Origin of the sequence: uncultured Clostridium sp. (assembly GCF_947072515.1) — a bacterium.
Classification (GTDB): domain Bacteria; phylum Bacillota; class Clostridia; order Clostridiales; family Clostridiaceae; genus Clostridium.
Genome location: NZ_CAMTIG010000051.1, coordinates 1 through 22,046, shown reverse-complemented (window position 1 = coordinate 22,046; position 22,046 = coordinate 1). Strand labels below are relative to the sequence as shown.

The following is a 22,046-nucleotide window of genomic DNA, read 5'->3' as shown; positions in this document are numbered from 1 at the left end:
GATATTTCTTTAGCAGGAGCATATTTATAAGCAGTTGTTAAAGCAAATTGACCTATAGATGCAACAATACCAGCCATTAATAAGAAGAATAGTTCTTCAAAGGTAAATGGTTTAAAATCAAAAATTACAAAAGGTGCTGTAACTATTATTGAAAATAAAGAGAAAAAGAATACAATGGTAGGACCAGTTTCTTTTCCACCTAAAAATCTTACAAAAGTATATGCTGCACCTGCACAAAGAGCTGAGCTTAAACCAACAAGAGCTGGAATAACAGTCATACTAAAGCTTGGTCTAATTATAAATAAACTTCCGAAAAATGCTACACATAAAATAAAAACTTGTTTCTTTGTGATTTTTTCCTTTAAGAATAAAGCAGAAAAAATTATAACGATAAATGGGGAAAGATTATTTAGCATATTTGCATCAGAAAGAACTAAATGATCTATTGCATAAAAGTTTGCTATAATTCCAAGTGTTCCAAAAAGAGCACGTCCTATTAAAAATTTCCTATTTCCTTTATGTCCAAAAAGTTTATCGCCACTTTTTCTAATAAAATAAAATGCAACTACACAACTTACTATATTTCTAAAAAAACTTTTTTCAACAGAGGAAATATTATTTCCTGCTAGTTTAACAAAAAGCCCCATAGCAGCAAAAGATAAAGCAGTAATTAACATAAGTATAATTGCTTTGTTTTTGTTTTTCATATAAATCTCCTTTAAATTAAAATGTATCCTAAGTATATATTATAAAATAAGAATCATTATTAGTGAATAAGAATTTTGCTTAAAAAAAGAAGAAATAGAGTAATAAAAAGGAACTTAGAAATATATTATTAAAGTAGATGTGTAAATGGGAGGAGAGTTAAAATGAGGATAGGAATTATTATGGGAGGAATTTCATCAGAAAGGGAAGTATCATTAAGAAGTGGTGAAGCTATTTATAATAATATAAATAAAAAGAAATATGATGTGGTGAAAATAATAATAGATAGTAAGGAAGACATAATAGATAAAGTGAAAAAAGAGAAAATAGATTTTGCATTATTAGCATTACATGGACAATTTGGAGAAGATGGAATGGTTCAATCTGTCCTTCAATGTATGGAAGTTAAATATTCAGGATGTGGACATTTAAGTAGTGCAGTTTGTATGGATAAAGATATAGCAAAAAATGTATTGAAGTCAAAAAATATAAGAACAGCTAGATGGATAAACTTGAGGAATGTAGATGAGATAGATTATGAAGAGATAGAAAAGCTTAGGTATCCTGTTTTTGTAAAACCTACCCATGGAGGTTCTAGTGTAGCAACCTTTATGGTTAAACAAAAAGAAGATATATTAAAGGCGGTAAAAGAAGGTTTTAAAGTTGATTCAGAAGTTATGATAGAAGAATTTATACAAGGAGAAGAAATTACTTGTCCCATATTAAATGGGAAAATATGTCCTATCTTAGCTATTGAGCCTACATCAGATTTTTTTGATTTTGAATCTAAATATAAAGATGGGGGAGCTAAAGAATATATAGTAAATTTAGAAGAAGAATTAAAGAAGGAAGTAACTAGAATGGCATTAGAAACTTACAGGGCATTAAAATGTAGTGTATATGCGAGAGTTGATTTTATAGTTACAAAAGATATGGTGCCGTATGTATTAGAAGTTAATACATTACCAGGAATGACGGAAAATAGTTTATTTCCTAAAAGTGTAATGGGAATTAATATGAGTTATGAAAAATTAGTTGATAGGATAATTGAAGAATCTTTAAAGGATAAAAGAAAATAAATTGAGATAATGGAGCATTTAGCTCCATTTTTTTATATTAAAATTTAACTCCATTAAAAAATGAGAGAAGTATGTTATAATAAATCATGTCTAATGTTAATAAAAAATTAAGGAAATATGAATAAAAATATTAAGAAGTTTATTCTATCATAAAAACATAAGACTTAAAGGGGGACTTATAATGGAAAAAATACTTATTGTAGATGATGAAAAAGAAATTAGAGATTTAATAGAGATATATTTAAAAAGTGAAGGATATGAAATTTTTAAAGGGGAAAATGGATTAGAGGCACTAGAAATCCTAGAAAAGGAAAAAATAGATCTTGTAGTATTAGATGTTATGATGCCAAAGCTAGATGGAATTCAAACATGCATTAAAATAAGAGAAAAAAGTGAATTACCTATAATTATGCTTTCAGCAAAAAGCGAAGATATTGATAAGATATTTGGACTAAACATGGGAGCAGATGATTATGTAAGTAAACCATTTAATGCTTTAGAACTTATAGCTAGAGTTAAATCTCATTTAAGAAAATATAGTAGATTTAAGGGCATGGGGTTAGCTATGTCTGAAGGAAGTTTAAATAATGAAATAATAATAGATGATTTAAATATTAAGTTAGAGTTACATCAAATATTTAAAGGGGACGAGCAAATAAAATTGACGCCAACAGAATTTGAAATAGTGACTTTATTAGCAAAAAATAGAGGGAAGGTTTTCTCTATAGCAAATATTTATGAAAGTGTTTGGAAGCAAGAATATTTAGAGTCGGATAATACAGTAATGGTGCATATAAGAAAGATTAGAGAGAAACTTGAAGAAAATTCAAGAAAGCCACGTTTTATAAAAACGGTTTGGGGTGTTGGTTATAAGATAGATAAGTAGGTGAGAGGTTTTGCAAAAAAAGAAAGTTAAAGTTTTCAAAGACAAGCTTTTAAAAAATAAATGGTATATAAAATTTCAAGAAATTAGAGAAAAAATATTAGAAAAAATAAATAGTAATTTAAAATATCAATTAACATTTTTAGTAGCAGTTTGCTTTTTAATTAGTATAATTATAGGGTTTATAACTACACAAACATTCTTTGCAGAAAATAGAAAAATTATTTCAACAGAGATAGACGTAGCTGGATTTAATAATGATGCTAATAATTTTGCAACAAATTTAAACTATGAAATAGAAGAGGGTAAAGTAAAAGAAAGTGATAGTAAGTTTTTTGTAGAAGCATTAAATGGTACTACAACAGATTTAAATACAAATCATAGTGTGTATATAACTAATTTAGAAGGAAAAGTTATTTATAAAAAGAATGGGGCTAGTGAAAATCAATTTAGTATTTATGGGCTTTTAACTAAAATAAACGAGGGAAATTTAAATGAAAGACAAGAGTATACTGAAGAGAGTGTAAATACAAATATTAATACATCATCAGCATATTCAACGAAAGAATATACAAGAATATTTCCTTTGAAAATAGAAAATGGAGAATACTATTTAATTTATGAAGGAGTTCCAGATGTTATGGTAGATACTAAAATAGTAAGGACTACTAATGATGTATTGGGATTTGTTATTGGAGTATTATGTTTTATAGGAATGTTCATTTATTTGATAAATAAAAAGGTTAAATATTTAGATGAAATTTCGGATGGAATAAAAGTAATTGCTAGTGGAAATTTAGAGCATAGAATAAATTTAGTTGGCAATGATGAGGTATCTAATATAGCAAACAACATTAATACAATGGCAGCAGAAATAAATGATAGAATAGAGGCTCAGAAAGCTTCAGAAAAAACTAAAACAGAGTTAATAACAAATGTATCACATGATTTAAGAACACCATTAACATCGATTATGGGATATATTGGTCTTTTAAAGGATAAAAGATATAAAAATAAAGAGGAAATGGAAGAGTATTTAGAAATAGCATTTAATAAATCAGAAAATCTAAAAAGCTTAATAGAAGATTTATTTGAATATACAAAGTTGAATAATATAAGCAATTCAGAAATGAAAATAAATAAAACTAAAATTGATTTAAGTAATTTAATATCACAAATTGGAGATGAGATGATTCCTGTTTTTGAGAAAAATGATTTAATCTTAGTTAAAAATATAGTTGATGAAAAGCTTGTCTGTAATGTGGATCCAGAGAAAATGGTTAGAGTTTTAGAGAACTTACTGACAAATGCATGTAAATATTCTTATAAACCAGGAACGGTAGTTATGGGAATATATAAAAATGATAATAGTGCAATTATTTCAGTAAGAAATCGAGGGGACAATATAGATGAAGAAAAACTTAAAAAACTTTTTGAGAGATTTTATAGAGTTGATGAAGCGAGAACTACTGATAGTGGAGGAACTGGACTTGGACTTGCAATAGCAAAAACAATAGTTAATATGCATGGTGGAGATTTATGGGCAGAATGTTTAGGAAATGATATAACTTTTTATATAAAATTAGAAATTTCTAGTAACTAAAAAGGAATCTAAAAATAATATAAAATAAGAAATATTATTTTGGGAGGCACTATGCAAAATAAAAATGAAAAAAGTTTATTTGGTGTTGATTTAAATGAATACACTAAAAATCCGAATTTTTCAATTTTAAAAAATAATTCAGCATTTATTTATTTAAGAGCATCAGGATCAGGTTCAGGAAAGTTTCGAGTAGATTTAAAATTTTTAGATTTTGTAAAGGAATGTAGGGAAAATGGAATAAAAACAGGTGGATATCATTATGGAATTCCTTCATATAACCTAATGACAGCAGATTCACAATGTGATAATTTTATAAATACATTACAATCTGCATATGGTAAAAAAAATTATGGTGATTTGATGCCTGTTTTAGACATAGAAGAACCAACAAATCCATTAATGAACACCGATGTTCTATTAAAATGGATTGATAGGTTTAGAACAAGATTTCAAAGTAAAACAAGAAGACGATTGATGTTATATGTATCAACTAATTTTGTGCAAGAAAACAATGATTTTAAAAGTAGTACTGGAACTTATCTCTTAGACAATATGCCTGTTTGGATTGCGATGTATACATCTATTCCGGGAAATCCAAAGATTCCACAGGATGTTGGAGGATGGAAACAATGGAGAGCATGGCAATTTACAGATAAATATAAAATTGATGGTGTAGATAATTTAGTAGATGCTAACTGGGGACCTAACAATTTAGAACTCCTAATGCAACCAGCACAAGTAAAGAATTTTAAAGGGAAGATAGTAGGAAATATGATTAATCTTACATGGACTAAAAATTCTGAGATTGATTTATTAGGATATAATATTTTTGTAGATAATTATTGGATGGGAACAGTAGATAAACCAGGTAATAGTTTTAATATACCAATATTAAAACTATATAAACCATATGGTAGGAATGTAGTTATATCTATTGAAGCATTTGATATAGATGGAGATACATCACAAGTTAGAAGTAAATTTAATCTAACATTATAAAATTAAAAGATATTGTAAATAAAGACCACCCTAAGGTGGTCTATTACAATTTAAATAAATGGAATTAATTTATAATATTTACAAATTATTAGGGTGTATTGTATAATTAAATGGAAAATATTATTTAATATGATATTTTTTACTACATGAAAAAGGAGGATAGGTTTGTGAGGAAAAAAAGTAAGGAAAATGAGAAAAAAGGATTTATTCGGAATAATAAAAAAAGGTTAATAATAGCAGTTGCTACTTTAGTGATTCTTGGAATAGGTGGAGGAGCATATGTTTCAAGTGTAGAAGGGAATTTGGAGTCGTGGAAAGAAAAGATATATCCTGGGGTTAAAGTAAAGGGTGTTGATTTATCTGGAAAGACAGCAAAAGAGGCAAAAGATTTACTTAATGAAAGTCTTGTTAATAAAATTAATGATAAAGATATATTAATAAAGGTTGGAGATAAGGAATATAAAGCTAAGTATAATGAAGTTGGCGGAGCATATGACATAGATAAGGCAGTAATAGATGCAATAAATTATGAAAAAGACGGGAACATATTTAAACAGAATTCAATTATACAAGGCAAAGAAAAAGATCTAGATGAAGTAGAAGTTAATTTTTTATATGATGATAAAAAATTAGAAGAATTCAAAAAGAAAGTAGTAAGTAAAGTTAATATAAAACCAAAAGATGCTACAATAAGAATTGATGGGAATAATAAGCAGATAACAGATGAAGTTATTGGAAAGAAACTTGATAAAAAAATTTTAGATGAAAACTTAAGAGCGCATTTAAATGGTGATTTAAATGAAGGAACAGTTTTAAACTTAGAATATATTGAAGATAAACCTAAAAAAACGAGAGAGGAGCTTTCAAAGATAAAAGATATAATGGGAAGCTTTGAATCTTCATTTAGTACATCTACAGTAGCGAGGTCAGCTAATATTGCAGCAGCAGTAAGTTTTGTTGATGGAACTGTTTTAATGCCTGGTGAAGAATTTAGTTATGATAAAGCAACATCAACAGATAAAAGTAAATATCATCAAGCACCTGTATATATAAATAATAAAATAGAAATGGATATAGGTGGTGGGATATGCCAAGTGTCATCGGCACTTTATAGAGCAAATATGGAAGCTAATGTAAGAGCTACAGAAAGACACAATCACTCTTTAACAGTTTCATATTCAAAACCTAGTTTAGATGCAACTGTAGCATGGGGATATTTAGATTATAGATTTAAAAATCCATATGATTTTCCAATCTATATAAAAGGAACATCTGATGGAAAAGTTATAAGGTTCTATATTTATGGCGATAAGAGTGGCATGAAAGGTAGAACTTATGAAATGCAAAATGAAATTGTAAAGACTATACCGCCAAATGAAAAAATAGTAAATGATCCTAATTTAGAAGAAGGAAAAAGAGTAGTAGAGTCTACAGGACAAGCAGGATATGTATCAAAAGGATATCAATTAACTTATGAAAATGGTAAACTAATAAGTAAAGAACTTATATCTACAGATACATATGCAACGACTGATACAGTAATAAAGGTTGGTACTAAGAAAGTTGAAGCTAAAAAAGAAGAGAAGAAAATAGAAAATAAACCAATAGAAACACCAGTAGAACAACCAGTAGAACAACCGACAGAGCAACCAGTAGAAACACCTGTAGGATAAAAAAGTTAAATAGAAAGGGACATATTAAGGGAGAACTTAAATGTCTCTTTTTAATAAAGAAAAGTGGATTAGTACAAAAGATTAAAATAGATGACTTAGAAAAAGTTTTAGGATGAAGTTGAAGAACTATTTAGGAGATGAAAAGATGAAGTACAAAATGGTATGTATAGATATGGATGGGACTTTATTAGGGAAAAAAAGAAAAATTTCAGAAGAAAGTAAAGAAGTATTAAGGAAAGCACGAAAAAAAGGTGTGCACATAGTGATAACTACAGGGCGATTATATAATAATGCAGCATATTTCTCGGATTTAATAGGTGTAGACTCAGCTGTTATTGGGGGGAATGGAGCTATAATTAGAGAGAAGAGAAAAACTGAAGAAATATATAGAAGTAAATTTAATATAGATATATGCCAAAAGTTATTACATTTAGCTAATAAACATAAGGTTGTACTACATTTTCATACAACTAATAGTATAATTTCTAATAGCTACATTAGTATAAATGTAGCTAAGATAGTATTAAAGGGAAGAAGAAATGAAGAATTTAAAATTGATTTAGCAGCTATAAAGAGAAAAAAAGCATGGAATAAATTCTTAGAGACAGAAGGGGAAAAAATAACAAAGACAATTTTATTTTCTCCAAGTGCTGAAAGAATCCAAGCTTATAGAAGAGAGTTAGATCAAATGAAAGAAATTACTTATTTTGTTTCAGGAACCAGAAGTATAGAAATAAATATGAAAGATGTATCTAAAGGTAATGCAGTAAAAAAACTTGCAGAATATTATGGAGTAAAGAGAGAAGAAATAATCTGTATAGGTGACAATGAAAACGATGTTTCTATGATAAAATATGCAGGACTTGGAATTGCTATGGGAAATGCTATTCCTAAAATAAAAGAAGTAGCAGATTACATAACAGATACAAATATAAATGATGGAGTCAGAAAAGCTGTAGAGAAGTTTGTGCTTAAGGAAGAGAAGATATAAATTTTGACTAAAATTCATAGTTGTAGTATTATGGGAGAGATAGAATTTAAGTAAAAATAAGATGGGCATATTATGATTGTTCATCTTATTTAATTTAATTAGAAGGTGAGTTTTTTGAATTTAAATATAGTAATGTATCAACCAGAGATACCACAAAATACTGGGAATATAGCAAGAACTTGTGTTTTAACAGGATCAAAGTTACATCTTATAAAACCTTTAGGGTTTAAAATAGATGATAAACAAGTTAAAAGAGCAGGGCTAGATTATTGGAGTGAATTAGATTTAGAGATTCATGAGAGTTATGAAGAGTTTATGGAGAAATATGGAGACAATAAAATATATTTAGCTACTACTCATGGTGGAGAACATTATGATGAAGTTAAATTTAAAGAGGGGGACTTTATCATGTTTGGAAGAGAAACTTGTGGAGTTCCAGATGACGTTCATAATGCACATGAAGGAGTAAGAATACCAATGATAAAAACAAGTACAAGAAGCTTGAATTTATCAAATACTGTTTCAATTATTGCTTATGAAGCATTAAGACAAATTGGATTTCCAAATATGAAGTAAGTAAGGAAAGGGAATAAGGGAATGGAAAAGATTAAAATTATAACAGATAGTACAGTTGATTTACCAAAAGAGTTATTAAAGGAATTAGACATTGAAGTAATGCCAGTTCTTATAAATTTTGGAGAAGAAAGTTATTTAGATGGAATAGAAATAGATACTAAAGGATTATTTAAAAAGATGGATGAAACAGATGTTTTTCCAACTACAGCTCAAATAATTCCAAGTAGATTTGAAGAAATATATAAAAAATACTTAGATGAAGGTTATAAAGTGTTATCAGTAATCATGTCATCTGGGATGAGTGGAACATATGAATCTGCATGCTTAGCAAAACAAATGTTAGATACAGAGGATGTTTACATAGTTGATTCTCAAAAAATAACATCTGGGCTTGGACTTTTAGTTTTAAAAGCAGCTAAACTAAGAGATGCAGGGAAAAGTGTAGAAGAAATCGTTGAAGATCTTGAAAATGTAAAAAATCATATTAATAGTTCTTTAAGCTTTGAATCTTTAGACAACCTAGTAAGAGGAGGAAGACTTCCAAAGGCTGTAAGTGTAGTTACAGGATTATTAGGAATAAGATTAATTTTAGAAATCAAAGATGGAGTTATGGCAGTTAAAGGGAAGGTTCGTGGAAATAAAAAAGCGATTAAAAGAATTATTGCTGATATTGAAGAAGATAGACCTGTTAAAGATATGCCAGTTATTATAGTTAGTGTTGGAGACAACGATGAAATTAAAAATGGAATTATAGATTATTTAAATGAAAAAAATATAAGTTATATAGAAGGTCCAGTTGGATGCTCAGTTGCGATTCATTCAGGAAAACAAGCTGTTGGAGCATTCTTTATAAGTGAAAAATAAAATTTGCTATCTTAAAAGTTAGTAAGTTTAAAAAAGCAAATCTAGGGTGATTTGCTTTTTTTTTATAAAATTATAATAAAGAGGAAGATTTCATAAAAGAGATTAAAAAAATTTCTAGATGAACTCGCCTCTTTTTTTTATTTGCATATAGTAATATAAGAAGTTTTAATATTTATTTGAAACTTTTGAATTAAAAGAAAGGGTTTAGGGGAAAATAACTTAAAATTTAAGGAGGTGAATATGGATGGAGAGAATAAAGGCTAATAAAGAAATTTTAATACTTTTATTAATAGTACTATATTTATATGTAATTATGACTATGGGGGGATGTGCAGGTAAAACAAAAGGGAATAGATATATGTTTACAGATGATTTAAATGTTGCCTTGATATGTGAGGATTATCAAGGTGAGCCTTATTTAGAAATAGCTAAAAAAGGAGTAATGGATGCAGGGAAAGAACTTTCCATGCATCCTAAAATAATTGCTTTAAACTTAAATGAAGATACAAAAAAGATAAATAAAGAAATGAATAAAGCAGCATTAAATAATAATTTAGTAATTATTGTAGGAGGATGGCTTAAAGATGCAGTAAAAGTATCATGTAGACAATTAAGGTCAAGGAATTTTGCAGTAATAGATCAAAGAGTTATGGAATCAAATGTAAAATCTGTAATATTTAAAAATGAAGAAGGTGCATTTTTAATGGGGATTATTGCAGGAGGAGAAACAAAGACAAATAAAGTAGGTTTTATAGGCGGATTGAATGATGAAGAAGGTGTAAGATTTCTAAGTGGATATGCAACTGGTGTCAAAGAAGTAAATGAACAGGCATATACAGAACTTATTGATTATTCACAGGTTAGATATACAGAAGATTTTAAAGATGAAAATAAAGCTTATGAAAAAGCAAGGAATTTATATAGAAATGGTTGTGATATTATTTTCCATGCATGTGGAAGCTCTGGAAAAGGTGTTTTTAAAGCAGCTTATGAAATGAATAAAAAAGCGATAGGTGTAGATGTTGATTGTGCAGAAGTTTATCCAGAATATAAAAAAGTCATAATGTCATCTATGGTTAAAAATTTAGATAAGACAATATTAAAGGTATGTAATGAAATAAGAACAGGAAGTTTTAAATGTGGTGAAAATAATATATTAGAATTAGGATTAAAAGAGGGAGTTTTTAATTGGGCTAAAAATACAGAAGAAAATGTATCAAAAGAAACATTTAATAATTTAAATAAATATAAAGAGATAATTATAGAAGGAATAATAGAAGTACCGGATAAGAGATTTAAAGTGACAGAGTTTAAAATTGGATAAATTAAGAATAGTTTGAATTGTTTGCAGTTAAACCTTTATGCTATAATTGACCTATGTCGAAAATAGGGAAGAAAGTTGGTGGTTATATTGAAAATGGAATACTCAATGAATTTGACGCAAGAACAAAAGCTTCATATGACACAAGAGATGCAACTTTCAATAAAAATGCTTCAAATGCCTGTAGGTGATTTAAGGGAGCATATAGATAAAGAGTTTGCAGAAAATCCAATATTAGATATGCAAGATAATAATTTAGAGAAATCTTCTGTTGCAGAAGAAAAATTTATGGATAAATATGATTATAAAGAAATGATAAAATATTTTGAGTTCGATAATTACGGAGCTCAAAGTAGAGGTGTTTACGATGATGAAGACGTTTCACCATTTAATTTTATTTCAGAAAAAAAATCACTTAAAGAATATCTAGTAGAACAATTATTAGAACTTGATATCGAAAAATATGAAGAGATTATTTGTAATTATATTCTAGAAAATTTGGACCATAGAGGATATTTAGAATGCGAATTAAGTCTGATATGCAAAGAACTTAAGATATCTGAAGAGCTAGGAGAAAAATGTTTAGAAATAGTTCAAGATTTAGAGCCGTATGGGATTGGAGCTAGAGACATACAAGAATGTCTTCTACTTCAGTTAGATAAATTAGCGTTAGATGATGAAATAATGGTAGAGATAGTAAAAAATCATCTAGAAGATATAGGAAATAATAAGTATGCGGTAATAGGTAAGGCATTAAAAATATCACCTAGAGAAGCTCAAAGATATGGAGATGTAATAAAAAAATTAGAACCAAAACCATCAAGAGGATTTTATACAGGAGAAGAAGTTAAATTTATAATACCAGATGCAGCAATTAGAGAGATTGATGGAGAATTAATAATTATTATGAATGATAGTATACTTCCAAAATTATCGATTAATAGTGGGTACAAAAAGGTTATAAACGAACAAAATGATGAAGTAGCAACTGAATACGTAAAAGACAAGCTTAATAAGGCACTTTTTTTAATTAAAAGTATAGAGCAGAGAAGAAGTACTTTATATAGAGTTTTAGAAGCTATTATAAAGAGACAAAAAGAATACTTTAAAAAGGGCTATAATTACTTAAAACCTATGACGTTAAAAGAAATAGCAATTGAATTAGAAGTGCATGAGTCTACTGTAAGCAGAGCTATAAAAGACAAGTATGTATTAACAGATAGAGGAACGGTGAAAATAAAAGATATGTTCACAACATCAATAGGTAAAAGTAATGAAGATTTAGGTGTAGTGAAAATAAAAAATAGAATAAAAGAACTTATAGATGCAGAAGATAAGAAGAAGCCATTGTCAGATCAATATATATCGGATAAACTTATTGAAGAAAAAATGGATGTTAAAAGAAGAACGGTTGCAAAGTATAGGGAAGAGCTTGGGATAAAATCATCTAGTAAGAGGAAAAGAATATAAAATTCTATTTTCAGAAAATTTCAAAAAAATAAAGAAAATGAAAAATTTTTAAATTAACCCTTTAAAAATTATGTTTTTTATTTTATAATAGATTTGTGGGACATAAAGAACATGTGTGGGACACAGTGTGACCAAAGGAGTGTTTAGGTTGCAAGAGATAATAGAATTACAGAAAAAAATAATGCCAGAAATGGTAGAATTATTAGAGAAGAGATACAACATACTTAGAACTATATTCTTTAATCAGCCAATAGGAAGACGTGTTCTTGCAAACGAACTTGACTTAAGTGAACGAATTGTTAGAACAGAGATAAGCTTTTTAAAAGCACAAGGACTTATAGAAATCAATACTCCAGGAATGACTGTAACAAGTCAAGGAGAAGAACTTGTTGATAAACTAAGTAGTTTTATCCATGAAGTAAAAGGCCTAAGTGATCTCGAGGAAATGGTTAAAAGTGTTCTGAAAGTAAAAAAAGTTATTATAGTTCCAGGCGATGTAGATCAAAATCCAAGTATCTTAAAAGAAATTGGAAAAGCTGCATCAGAGTATCTTAAATCAGTTATTAAGGATGATTCAATAATTGCTTTAACAGGTGGAAGCACAGTTAAAGAAGTTATAGATGCATTCCCTAAAATAAACAAATATTCAAATGTTCTTGTAGTTCCTGCAAGAGGCGGAATGGGTAAACATGTGGAAACACAAGCAAATACCTTGACTGGACGTTTAGCTAAAAAGTTAAATGCAAATTACAAGCTTCTACATATTCCAGAGAACATCAGTATAGATATTATGAATTCTTTAAAAGAAGAAAAAGATATTAAAGATGTTGTTCAAAGCATTCACAATGCCGATATTTTAATTTATGGTATAGGTAATGCAATGATAATGGCACAAAAACGTGGCATTTCTGAAGAAAAAATTTCTAAATTAAATGATTTAGAAGCAGTAGGAGAAGCTTTTGGATGTTATTTTAATAAAGATTCTAAAGTGGTTTCGGAAACGACCGCTATTGGAATAAATATAAGTAATGCTAGACAAATCAATACGCATATTGCTGTAGCTGGTGGTGCTAGCAAAGTTGAGTCGATTATAGCGACTCAATTAAATAACACACATGCTGTGTTAGTAACAGATGAGTCAGTAGGAAAGAAAATTTTAAAAATTCTTACAGCTCGTTAGAAATGTTTAAAAAAAAATTTTATAAAAGCTATTTTAGGAGGTATTTACAATGGTAAATGTAGCAATTAATGGTTTCGGAAGAATAGGAAGATTAGCGTTAAGATTAATGGTTGAACAACCAGAAAACTTCAACGTAGTAGCAATCAATGACTTAACAGATGCTAAAATGTTAGCTCACTTATTCAAATACGATTCAGCACAAGGAAGATTCAATGGTGAAATCGAAGTTAAAGAAGGAGCTTTCGTAGTTAACGGAAAAGAAATTAAAGTAACTTCAGAAAGAGACCCTAAAAACTTACCATGGGGAGAATTAAAAGTAGACATCGTTTTAGAATGTACTGGATTCTTCGCTTCAAAAGAAAAAGCTTCAGCTCATATCGAAGCAGGTGCTAAGAAAGTTGTTATATCAGCTCCAGCTGGAAACGACCTTCCAACAGTTGTTTTCAACACTAACCACGAAATATTAAAAGCAGAAGATACAGTTATATCAGGTGCTTCATGTACTACTAACTGTTTAGCTCCAATGGCTGACGTGTTAAGCAAACAATTTGGATTACAAAAAGGTTTCATGACTACAATCCATGCTTACACTAATGACCAAAACACTTTAGATGCTCCACACGCAAAAGGAGATTTAAGAAGAGCAAGAGCTGCTGCTGCTTCAATCATACCAAACTCAACTGGTGCTGCTAAAGCAATCGGATTAGTTATACCAGAATTAGCTGGTAAATTAGACGGAAACGCTCAAAGAGTTCCAACTATAACTGGATCATTAACTGAGTTAGTTTGTACTTTAGACAAAAAAGTTACTGTTGAAGAATTAAACGCTGCTATGAAAGCTGTTGCTAATGCATCATTCGGTTATACTGAAGATCCAATAGTTTCATGTGATATCATAGGAACAAGCTTCGGATCATTATTCGACGGAACTCAAACTAAAGTTATGGAAGTTAACGGAGAACAATTAGTTAAAGTTGCTTCATGGTATGACAATGAAATGTCATACACTAACCAATTAATCAGAACTTTAGGATACTTCGCTAACTTAAAGTAATCTAAATTAATTAGATAGTTAAACAAAAAAGTATTATAAGTCTGGTTTTGTAGTATAAGGCTATAAGGCCAGACTATTTTAAAATATAGAAAAAATATGTACAGGAAAAATTAGATGTATGTACAAATATATTTAAGAGGTGAAAGAGAATGAACTTCAACAAAAAGACTATAGAAGATATCCAAGTAAAAGGTAAAAAAGTTTTAGTAAGATGTGACTTTAACGTTCCATTAAAAGATGGAGTTATAACTGATGAAAATAGATTAGTAGGTGCTATGCCAACTATAAAATACTTAGTAGAAAATGGTGCGAAAGTTATCCTTTGCTCACACATGGGTAAACCAAAGGGAGAAGCTAAACCAGAATTATCTTTAGCTCCAGTTGCTAAAAGATTAAGCGAAATGTTAGGAAAAGAAGTAGTATTTGCTGCTGACGACAACGTTGTTGGAGAAAACGCTAAAGCTGCTGTAGCTAACATGAAAGATGGAGATGTTGTTTTATTAGAAAACACAAGATACAGAAAAGAAGAAACTAAAAATGGAGAAGAATTCTCAAAAGAATTAGCTTCATTAGCTGAAATATTTGTAAATGATGCATTCGGAACTGCACACAGAGCTCACTGTTCAACAGTTGGAGTTACTGAATTTATAGATACTGCTGTATGTGGATACTTAATCCAAAAAGAATTAAAATTCTTAGGAAATGCTGTTGAAACTCCAGTTAGACCTTTCGTTGCTATCTTAGGTGGAGCTAAAGTTTCTGACAAAATCGCAGTTATAAATAACCTTTTAGAAAAAGTTGATACTTTAATAATCGGTGGAGGAATGGCTTACACATTCTTAAAAGCACAAGGATACGAAATCGGAACTTCATTAGTTGAAGAAGATAGAGTTGAATATGCTAAAGAAATGATTGAAAAAGCTGCTGCTAAAGGAGTTAAATTCTTATTACCAGTTGACCACAGAGTTGCTGCAGAATTTAAAGATGTTACTCCAGTAGTTACTGAAGATCAAAATATTCCAGCTGGACACATGGGATTAGATATCGGACCAAAAACAGAAGTTATCTATGCTGATGCTGTTAAAGAAGCTAAAACAGTTATATGGAATGGACCAATGGGAGTATTCGAATTCGATAACTTCAACAAAGGTACAATTGCAGTAGCTAAAGCTATGGCAGATTCAGAAGCTACTACTATAATCGGTGGTGGAGATTCAGCTGCAGCTGTAAATATCTTAGGATTTGGAGACAAAATGACTCACATCTCAACAGGTGGTGGAGCTTCTCTAGAATTCTTAGAAGGTAAAGTATTACCAGGAATCGAAGCTTTAAATAGCTAATTTTAAAAAATAGTTTTTATATAATATAGATATATAGATTTGGCCACTCAAAAAGGTGACTTTAGAGTGGCTAATATTTTCACAAAATTTTTATAGAGGTGATTTTAAATGAGAAAAGCAATAATTGCAGGAAACTGGAAAATGCACAAAACACCAGCAGAAGCTGCTGAAATGATAAATGAATTAAAAACATTAGTTAAGGATGCTACTTGTGATGTAGTAATCTGCCCAACTTTCGTTTGCTTACCAGCTGCTATAGAAGCTGCTAAAGGATCAAACGTTAAAATAGGTGCACAAAACATGCACTTTGAAGAATCAGGAGCTTTCACAGGAGAAGTTTCTCCAAGCATGTTAGTTAGCTTAGGTGTTGACTATGTTGTTATAGGACACAGTGAAAGAAGAGAATACTTCAATGAAACTGATGAAACTTGTAATAAAAAAGTTAAAAAAGCTTTAGAACATAACTTAATTCCAATACTTTGTTGTGGAGAAACTTTAGAACAAAGAGAATCAGGAAACTATGTTAAAGTTTTAGAAGGACAAATCACAGCTGATATGGCTGGATTATCAAAAGAAGATGCAGAAAAAGTTGTTATAGCTTACGAACCAATCTGGGCTATCGGAACTGGTAAAACTGCTACTTCAGATCAAGCTAACGAAACTATAGCTGCTGTAAGAAATGTTGTAGCTGGAATGTTCGGTAAAGAAGTTGCTGATAAAGTAAGAATTCAATACGGTGGATCAGTTAAACCAGGAACTATAAAAGAACAAATGTCTAAATCAGATATCGATGGAGCATTAGTAGGAGGAGCTAGTTTAGTAGCTTCTGATTTCTCACAAATCGTAATGTACTAATCAATATTTAGACTTATAAAAAGCAATAGGAATGGCTGAAAATTACTTTAGTTCATAACTATTGCTTTTCTTGTTATTAGAAAATAATTGTAGTATAATTAATTCATAAAGATAATAATAATTATTCATTGGAAATAATTATTAATTAAGGAAAAAGTATATTGTATATAAATGGAGGAAGAGAACTATGGCAAAAAAACCTGTTATGTTAATGATATTAGATGGTTTTGGAATTGCAGAAGCATCAGAAGGAAATGCAGTTTCATTAGCAAAGAAACCAAATTTTGATAAATTAGTACAAGAGTACCCTACAAGCCAATTAGAGGCTTCAGGAATGGAAGTTGGATTACCAGCAGGACAAATGGGGAACTCAGAAGTTGGACACTTAAATATAGGTTCAGGAAGAATCGTATATCAAGAATTAACTAGAATAACTAAAGCTATGGGTGATGGTGAAGTAAGAGAAAATGAAGCTCTTTTAAAAGCAATGAAAAATGCTAAAGATAACAATACGTCACTTCATTTAATGGGACTTTTATCTAATGGTGGAGTTCACTCACACATTGATCATTTAAAAGGACTTTTAGAATTTGCTAAAGCTTATGGATTACAAAAAGTTTATGTTCATGCATTTATGGATGGAAGAGATGTTGCTCCTTCATCAGGAAAAGGATTTGTAGAACAAGCAGAAGCTATGATGAAAGAAGTTGGTGTAGGAGAAATCGCTACAGTAAGCGGTAGATACTATGCTATGGATAGAGATAATAGATGGGAAAGAGTTGAACTTGCGTACAATGCAATAGTTTTAGGCGAAGGTGCTAAAGCTAATAGTGCTGTAGAAGCTATGGAACATTCATACCATGATAATAAAACTGACGAATTCGTAGTTCCATGTGTAATAGAAAAAGATGGAGCTCCAGTTGCTAAAGTTAAAAGTGGAGATTCAGTAATATTCTTCAACTTCAGACCAGATAGAGCTAGAGAATTAACTAGAGCTATAAATGATAAAACTTTTGAAGGATTCAAAAGAGAAGCTGTAAGTCTTACTTTTGTAACAATGACTCAATATGATAAAACTTTAGAAGGTGTTGAAGTTGCATTTAAACCTCAAACACTAACTAATACTTTAGGTGAGTTTGTTGCTGAAAAAGGATTAAACCAATTAAGAATAGCTGAAACAGAAAAATATGCTCACGTTACTTTCTTCTTTAACGGTGGAGTTGAACAACCAAACGTAAATGAAGATAGAGCATTAATATCATCTCCAAAAGTTGCAACTTATGACTTACAACCAGAGATGAGTGCAATTGAAGTTACTGATGAATTAATTAAGAGAATAGATAGCGATAAATATGACATGATCATATTAAACTACGCTAACCCAGATATGGTAGGACACACAGGAGTTATACCAGCAGCTATTAAAGCAATTGAAACAGTTGATACTTGTCTTGGAAGAGTAGCTAATAAAATATTAGAAAAAGATGGATCATTATTTATAACTGCTGACCACGGAAATGCAGAAACTATGATCGATTTCTCAACAGGAACACCATTTACAGCTCATACAACTGATCCAGTTCCATTCGTTTGGGTATCAAACCACTCAAAAGGAAAAGAATTAAAATCAGGAAAATTAGCTGACATAGCACCAACTATGTTAAAAGAAATGGGATTACAAGATCCAAAAGAAATGACTGGAGATTGCTTAATCTAATTATTTTAAAAGGACTGTCTTTGGACAGTCCTTTTGTTAAAATAACAATAAAAACTTTTACATAAATAGTAAAGGTTTTTATTTATATTAAATTTATTAAAATTAAGTGCTTTTTGCAAATTTGGCATTATAGCCATTTAAGGTCTGTTCTACTATAACATCATATGTAAGTTTTAAGTCCTTTTTTATGTCTTTGAATAGGATTAATTCCTGTTCTTTTCCTGTATCATCTAAAAACTTTAAATATATATTTTCAGGTTTATATAAATGCATTGGTACTTTTTCTAAATTTGTAAATTCATTTTTAGATAGGGTATCAGAGAATTCCTTGTGAAGAACTCCTTCATCGTCTGAAATTTTTAAGTTATTTAAATGATTATTAGTTAGATTTTTTATCTTGAAATTAAACTTTAATTTAAAACTCATATCTATCAAACTCCTTTAAGTAATCATTTACATTTATATTATATCATACAAAAAAGATTAAAAAAAGTTAAATTTAGCACAATTATATGAAAGAATTAATAAGATATATAAAAGCATTTTAAAATAGGGGAAAGATATGAATAAAAATTATTGTTATTCTGTAGAGTTAGACGAAAAAACAGAAGAGTTATTTAAAAAGGGAGTTTATTTAGGGCAAGGAAATAATGGAATAGTCTATGAATTACCTAAAAATAAAATAATAAAAATATTTTTGAAAAAGAAAATTTGTGATACAGAAGCAAATACATTGAAAAAAACAAAGAAGTCTAAGTATTTTCCTAGTATATATTATCATGGAGAACTTTATATAATAAGAGAAAAGGTTGATGGTGAACGATTAGATAAATACATAAAGAGAAAGGGAATGACAAAAGATATGACTTATAAAATCTATAAGTTAATTCAAGAATTTAAAAAGCTTAAATTTAAAAGATTAGATACTAGATGTAGAGATATTTATGTTACAAAAAAAGGAGAATTAAAGCTTATAGATCCAAAGGGATGTTATACAAGAGAAGTTGATTTTCCAAGGCACTTGATGAAAAAATTAAAAGATTTAGATGTTTTAGAAGATTTTTTAAATCATGTAGAAAAGATTGATAAGGCAGAAGGAGAACATTGGAGAAAATCTATAGAAAAATATTTTTTATCAGATAAATATTTAAAAAAAGTAAAAAGAGTAGAAAATAAATGATAAATAAAAAAAGATTATCTTAGATGATCTTTTTTTATTTATATTATGTAATATGGAAAAAAATAAAAAACTATGATATACTAAATAAGTTAACAATATGAAAAATTAGAGGATTTAATATATAGGAGGTGTTCCCATGCAAGTTTTTTTAATGGCTTTAGTAGTTATATCTGGGTTAATAACAATTGTAACTGTGCTTATGCAACCAAGTAAATCAGATGCATTAAGTGGGCTTATTCAAGGAAGTAATAATGATACATTCTTTTCGAAAAATAAAGCTAGAACAAAAGAAGTTATCCTAGCTAGAACAACTATGATATGCATGATAATATTTGCATTATCAGTACTAGGATTACATTTAATATAATCCCGTGGGAATTACCACACAAGGAAAGCTACATTAGTATTTTACTAAATGTAGCTTTTTTTATTTTATAATATTTAAAGGATTACTTCTTAAATAGGTCATAAAAGTAAAAAGGGAATAGTAAGATTTAAAGAGATTAAAATAAAAAAGGAGATAAATTATGGAGATATTGTTTATACCGTTAATTTGTGGACTGATTGCACTAGGAGTCTTACTATTTTTAAGAAAAGATATCTTGAAAGAAGAACCAGGAAATGAAAAAATGAGAGAAATTGCTGAAAGTATAGAAGAAGGTGCAATGGCCTTTCTGAAAAAAGAATATAAGTACTTATCTATATTTATAGTGGCATTATTTATTTTAATAGGAAGTTTTTTAAGTATTCAAGCAGCTATAGCATTTATTGCAGGTGCTTTATTTTCTATGGTTGCAGGATATGTTGGAATGAAAATAGCGGTAAAAGCTAATGTAAGGACAGCAAATGCAGCTAAAAAGGGCATAAAAGAAGCATTATCTATAGCTTTTTCAGGTGGAGCAGTTATGGGGTTGTGCGTAGTTGGCTTTGGGATAATAGGGTTAAGTGTGCTAGTGTATATATTTGATTTTAAGGTGGAATATATAACAGGATTTGGACTAGGAGCATCATCCATAGCACTTTTTGCAAGAGTTGGTGGAGGTATATATACTAAAGCAGCTGATGTAGGAGCTGACTTAGTAGGGAAAGTTGAAGCTGGAATTCCAGAAGATGACCCAAGAAATCCAGCAGTAATTGCTGATAATGTAGGAGATAATGTAGGGGATGTAGCAGGAATGGGAGCAGACCTTTTTGAATCATATGTAGGTTCTATAATCTCTGCGATTACACTAGGAAGTGTTGTAGCTGTAACTTTAGGAAAAAATGCAATGATATATCCTTTGTTATTAGCAGCCTGTGGAATAGTTGCTTCTTTAATAGGAATAGTTGTGGTGAAAATGTATAAAGGGGAAAATCCACAAAAGGCATTAAATAGAGGAACTACAGTAGCAGGAGCTATTTCTTTAATAGCAGGAGCAAGTTTGTCTTATTATTTATTCCAAGAATTAACATTATTTATTCCTATAATAGTAGGAGTTACAGTAGGAATATGTATTGGAAAAATTACAGAAATTTATACATCTTCAGATTATAGATACGTTAAGAAAATAGCAAAAGAATGTGAAACAGGAGCAGCAACTAATATAATTGCAGGTCTTGGCGTTGGAATGAAATCTACATTAATTCCTATTATATTAATAGTTGTAGGTATATTGGTTTCATATATGGGATGTGGAGGAAATACAAATAGCATGATGGGATTATATGCAATTTCCTTATCAGCAGTAGGAATGTTATCAACTACAGCGATAACAGTAGCAGTTGATGCATATGGACCAATTGCCGATAATGCAGGAGGAATTGCAGAAATGAGTGAATTACCTGAAAGTGTTAGAGAAATTACTGATAAATTAGATTCAGTTGGTAACACTACAGCTGCAATAGGAAAGGGATTTGCAATAGGATCTGCAGCACTTACAGCTTTAGCATTATTTGCATCATATACTCAAGCAGTTAATTTAGAACAAATAAATTTATTGAATCCGTTAACTTTAGTAGGAGTATTAATTGGAGGTATGCTTCCGTTTTTATTTGGAGCTTTAACAATGGAATCAGTAGGTAAAGCAGCAGGAGAAATGGTTGAAGAAGTTAGAAGACAATTTAAAGAATTACCAGGAATATTAGAAGGAAAAGATAAACCAGATTATGCAAGATGTGTTGAAATATCTACACATGCAGCCCTTAGAGAAATGATTTTACCTGGAATAATAGCTGTTGTAGCACCAATTGCAACAGGATTACTTTTAGGTACAGAAGCTTTAGCAGGACTTATAGCAGGCGGGGTAGTAACAGGAGTTATGATGGCAATTACTATGTCAAATTCAGGTGGAGCTTGGGTAACTAAACTGTTACAACAAATTTAAACAAAACTATACAAATAGTATAGAAGTATAGATTTAAAAACAGAAAGCCCTCTGTATCTAGCGATAGGTGCAGACTCGGAGTTAATTGCTTTTAACCCCTAAAGCCTTACTACCAAAGCGAAGTTAGAAATGACAAGCGTAACGGTGCGAAAGCAGAAAAAAGTGTAAGGATAACCTAAGTTGAAATAAAATC

Annotated in this window: 20 protein-coding genes; 18 read left to right on the top strand and 2 right to left on the bottom strand. The window is 29.6% G+C overall.

Features of this window, described 5'->3' with window-relative positions; genetic code table 11:
• The coding region (locus Q0W06_RS15280; RefSeq protein WP_297637580.1) for a DMT family transporter at positions 1 to 707 on the bottom strand (707 nt) is incomplete at its 3' end.
• 162 nt (positions 708 to 869) lie between these two features.
• Between Q0W06_RS15280 and Q0W06_RS15275 the strand changes: the two genes are divergently transcribed.
• From Q0W06_RS15275 to gpmI, 15 genes are all read left to right on the top strand, one after another.
• Positions 870 to 1,784, top strand: coding sequence for a D-alanine--D-alanine ligase (locus Q0W06_RS15275; protein WP_297637577.1), 915 nt, complete (start codon positions 870 to 872; stop codon positions 1,782 to 1,784).
• Positions 1,785 to 1,965: 181 nt separating this feature from the next.
• Positions 1,966 to 2,670 (top strand): response regulator transcription factor, encoded by a 705-nt coding sequence (locus Q0W06_RS15270; RefSeq protein WP_297637573.1) that lies wholly within the window; start codon positions 1,966 to 1,968, stop codon positions 2,668 to 2,670.
• A 10-nt stretch (positions 2,671 to 2,680) separates the two neighbouring features.
• Positions 2,681 to 4,270 carry a HAMP domain-containing sensor histidine kinase gene (locus Q0W06_RS15265; protein WP_297637570.1) on the top strand — a complete coding sequence of 530 codons (1,590 nt, stop codon included), beginning with the start codon at positions 2,681 to 2,683 and terminating at the stop codon, positions 4,268 to 4,270.
• 51 nt (positions 4,271 to 4,321) lie between these two features.
• Positions 4,322 to 5,269, top strand: coding sequence for a glycoside hydrolase family 25 protein (locus tag Q0W06_RS15260; protein ID WP_297637563.1), 948 nt, complete (start codon positions 4,322 to 4,324; stop codon positions 5,267 to 5,269).
• A gap of 167 nt (positions 5,270 to 5,436) precedes the next feature.
• Positions 5,437 to 6,942 carry a VanW family protein gene (locus Q0W06_RS15255; RefSeq protein WP_297637560.1) on the top strand — a complete coding sequence of 502 codons (1,506 nt, stop codon included), beginning with the start codon at positions 5,437 to 5,439 and terminating at the stop codon, positions 6,940 to 6,942.
• Between the two features lie 145 nt (positions 6,943 to 7,087).
• The gene (locus tag Q0W06_RS15250) at positions 7,088 to 7,933 is read left to right on the top strand and encodes a Cof-type HAD-IIB family hydrolase (RefSeq protein WP_297637557.1); all 846 of its coding nucleotides are present in this window, start codon (positions 7,088 to 7,090) and stop codon (positions 7,931 to 7,933) included.
• 114 nt (positions 7,934 to 8,047) lie between these two features.
• A complete protein-coding gene (locus tag Q0W06_RS15245) occupies positions 8,048 to 8,509 on the top strand; it encodes a tRNA (cytidine(34)-2'-O)-methyltransferase (protein WP_297637554.1) in 462 nt (153 codons plus the stop codon).
• Between the two features lie 21 nt (positions 8,510 to 8,530).
• Positions 8,531 to 9,373, top strand: a complete 843-nt coding sequence (locus Q0W06_RS15240; RefSeq protein WP_297637548.1) for a DegV family protein — start codon at positions 8,531 to 8,533, stop codon at positions 9,371 to 9,373.
• Positions 9,374 to 9,617: 244 nt separating this feature from the next.
• Entirely contained in the window at positions 9,618 to 10,697 is a 1,080-nt protein-coding gene (locus Q0W06_RS15235) for a BMP family ABC transporter substrate-binding protein (protein ID WP_297637545.1), read from the top strand.
• Between the two features lie 87 nt (positions 10,698 to 10,784).
• Positions 10,785 to 12,164, top strand: coding sequence for an RNA polymerase factor sigma-54 (rpoN, locus tag Q0W06_RS15230; RefSeq protein WP_297637542.1), 1,380 nt, complete (start codon positions 10,785 to 10,787; stop codon positions 12,162 to 12,164).
• Positions 12,165 to 12,312: 148 nt separating this feature from the next.
• Positions 12,313 to 13,344, top strand: a complete 1,032-nt coding sequence (locus Q0W06_RS15225; RefSeq protein ID WP_297637539.1) for a sugar-binding domain-containing protein — start codon at positions 12,313 to 12,315, stop codon at positions 13,342 to 13,344.
• A 49-nt stretch (positions 13,345 to 13,393) separates the two neighbouring features.
• A complete protein-coding gene (gene gap / locus Q0W06_RS15220; protein WP_297637536.1) occupies positions 13,394 to 14,398 on the top strand; it encodes a type I glyceraldehyde-3-phosphate dehydrogenase in 1,005 nt (334 codons plus the stop codon).
• Positions 14,399 to 14,547: 149 nt separating this feature from the next.
• A complete protein-coding gene (locus Q0W06_RS15215) occupies positions 14,548 to 15,738 on the top strand; it encodes a phosphoglycerate kinase (protein WP_297637533.1) in 1,191 nt (396 codons plus the stop codon).
• Between the two features lie 108 nt (positions 15,739 to 15,846).
• A complete protein-coding gene (gene tpiA, locus Q0W06_RS15210) occupies positions 15,847 to 16,593 on the top strand; it encodes a triose-phosphate isomerase (RefSeq protein WP_297637530.1) in 747 nt (248 codons plus the stop codon).
• 187 nt (positions 16,594 to 16,780) lie between these two features.
• Positions 16,781 to 18,310 (top strand): 2,3-bisphosphoglycerate-independent phosphoglycerate mutase, encoded by a 1,530-nt coding sequence (gpmI, locus tag Q0W06_RS15205; protein WP_297637527.1) that lies wholly within the window; start codon positions 16,781 to 16,783, stop codon positions 18,308 to 18,310.
• A gap of 102 nt (positions 18,311 to 18,412) precedes the next feature.
• Here the strand turns inward: gpmI and Q0W06_RS15200 are convergent, their stop codons facing one another.
• Positions 18,413 to 18,736, bottom strand: coding sequence for a hypothetical protein (locus Q0W06_RS15200; protein ID WP_297637524.1), 324 nt, complete (start codon positions 18,734 to 18,736; stop codon positions 18,413 to 18,415).
• Between the two features lie 136 nt (positions 18,737 to 18,872).
• Here Q0W06_RS15200 and Q0W06_RS15195 point away from each other — a divergent pair, with 136 nt between their 5' ends.
• The 3 genes from Q0W06_RS15195 (at position 18,873) to Q0W06_RS15185 (ending at position 21,853) form a co-directional block, all read left to right on the top strand.
• Positions 18,873 to 19,490 carry a protein kinase gene (locus tag Q0W06_RS15195; protein WP_297637521.1) on the top strand — a complete coding sequence of 206 codons (618 nt, stop codon included), beginning with the start codon at positions 18,873 to 18,875 and terminating at the stop codon, positions 19,488 to 19,490.
• Between the two features lie 136 nt (positions 19,491 to 19,626).
• Positions 19,627 to 19,857: a preprotein translocase subunit SecG gene (gene secG, locus Q0W06_RS15190; RefSeq protein ID WP_297637518.1), complete on the top strand. Its 231-nt coding sequence runs from the start codon at positions 19,627 to 19,629 to the stop codon at positions 19,855 to 19,857.
• A 160-nt stretch (positions 19,858 to 20,017) separates the two neighbouring features.
• Entirely contained in the window at positions 20,018 to 21,853 is a 1,836-nt protein-coding gene (locus Q0W06_RS15185; RefSeq protein WP_297637515.1) for a sodium-translocating pyrophosphatase, read from the top strand.
• Positions 21,854 to 22,046: the final 193 nt, after the last annotated feature.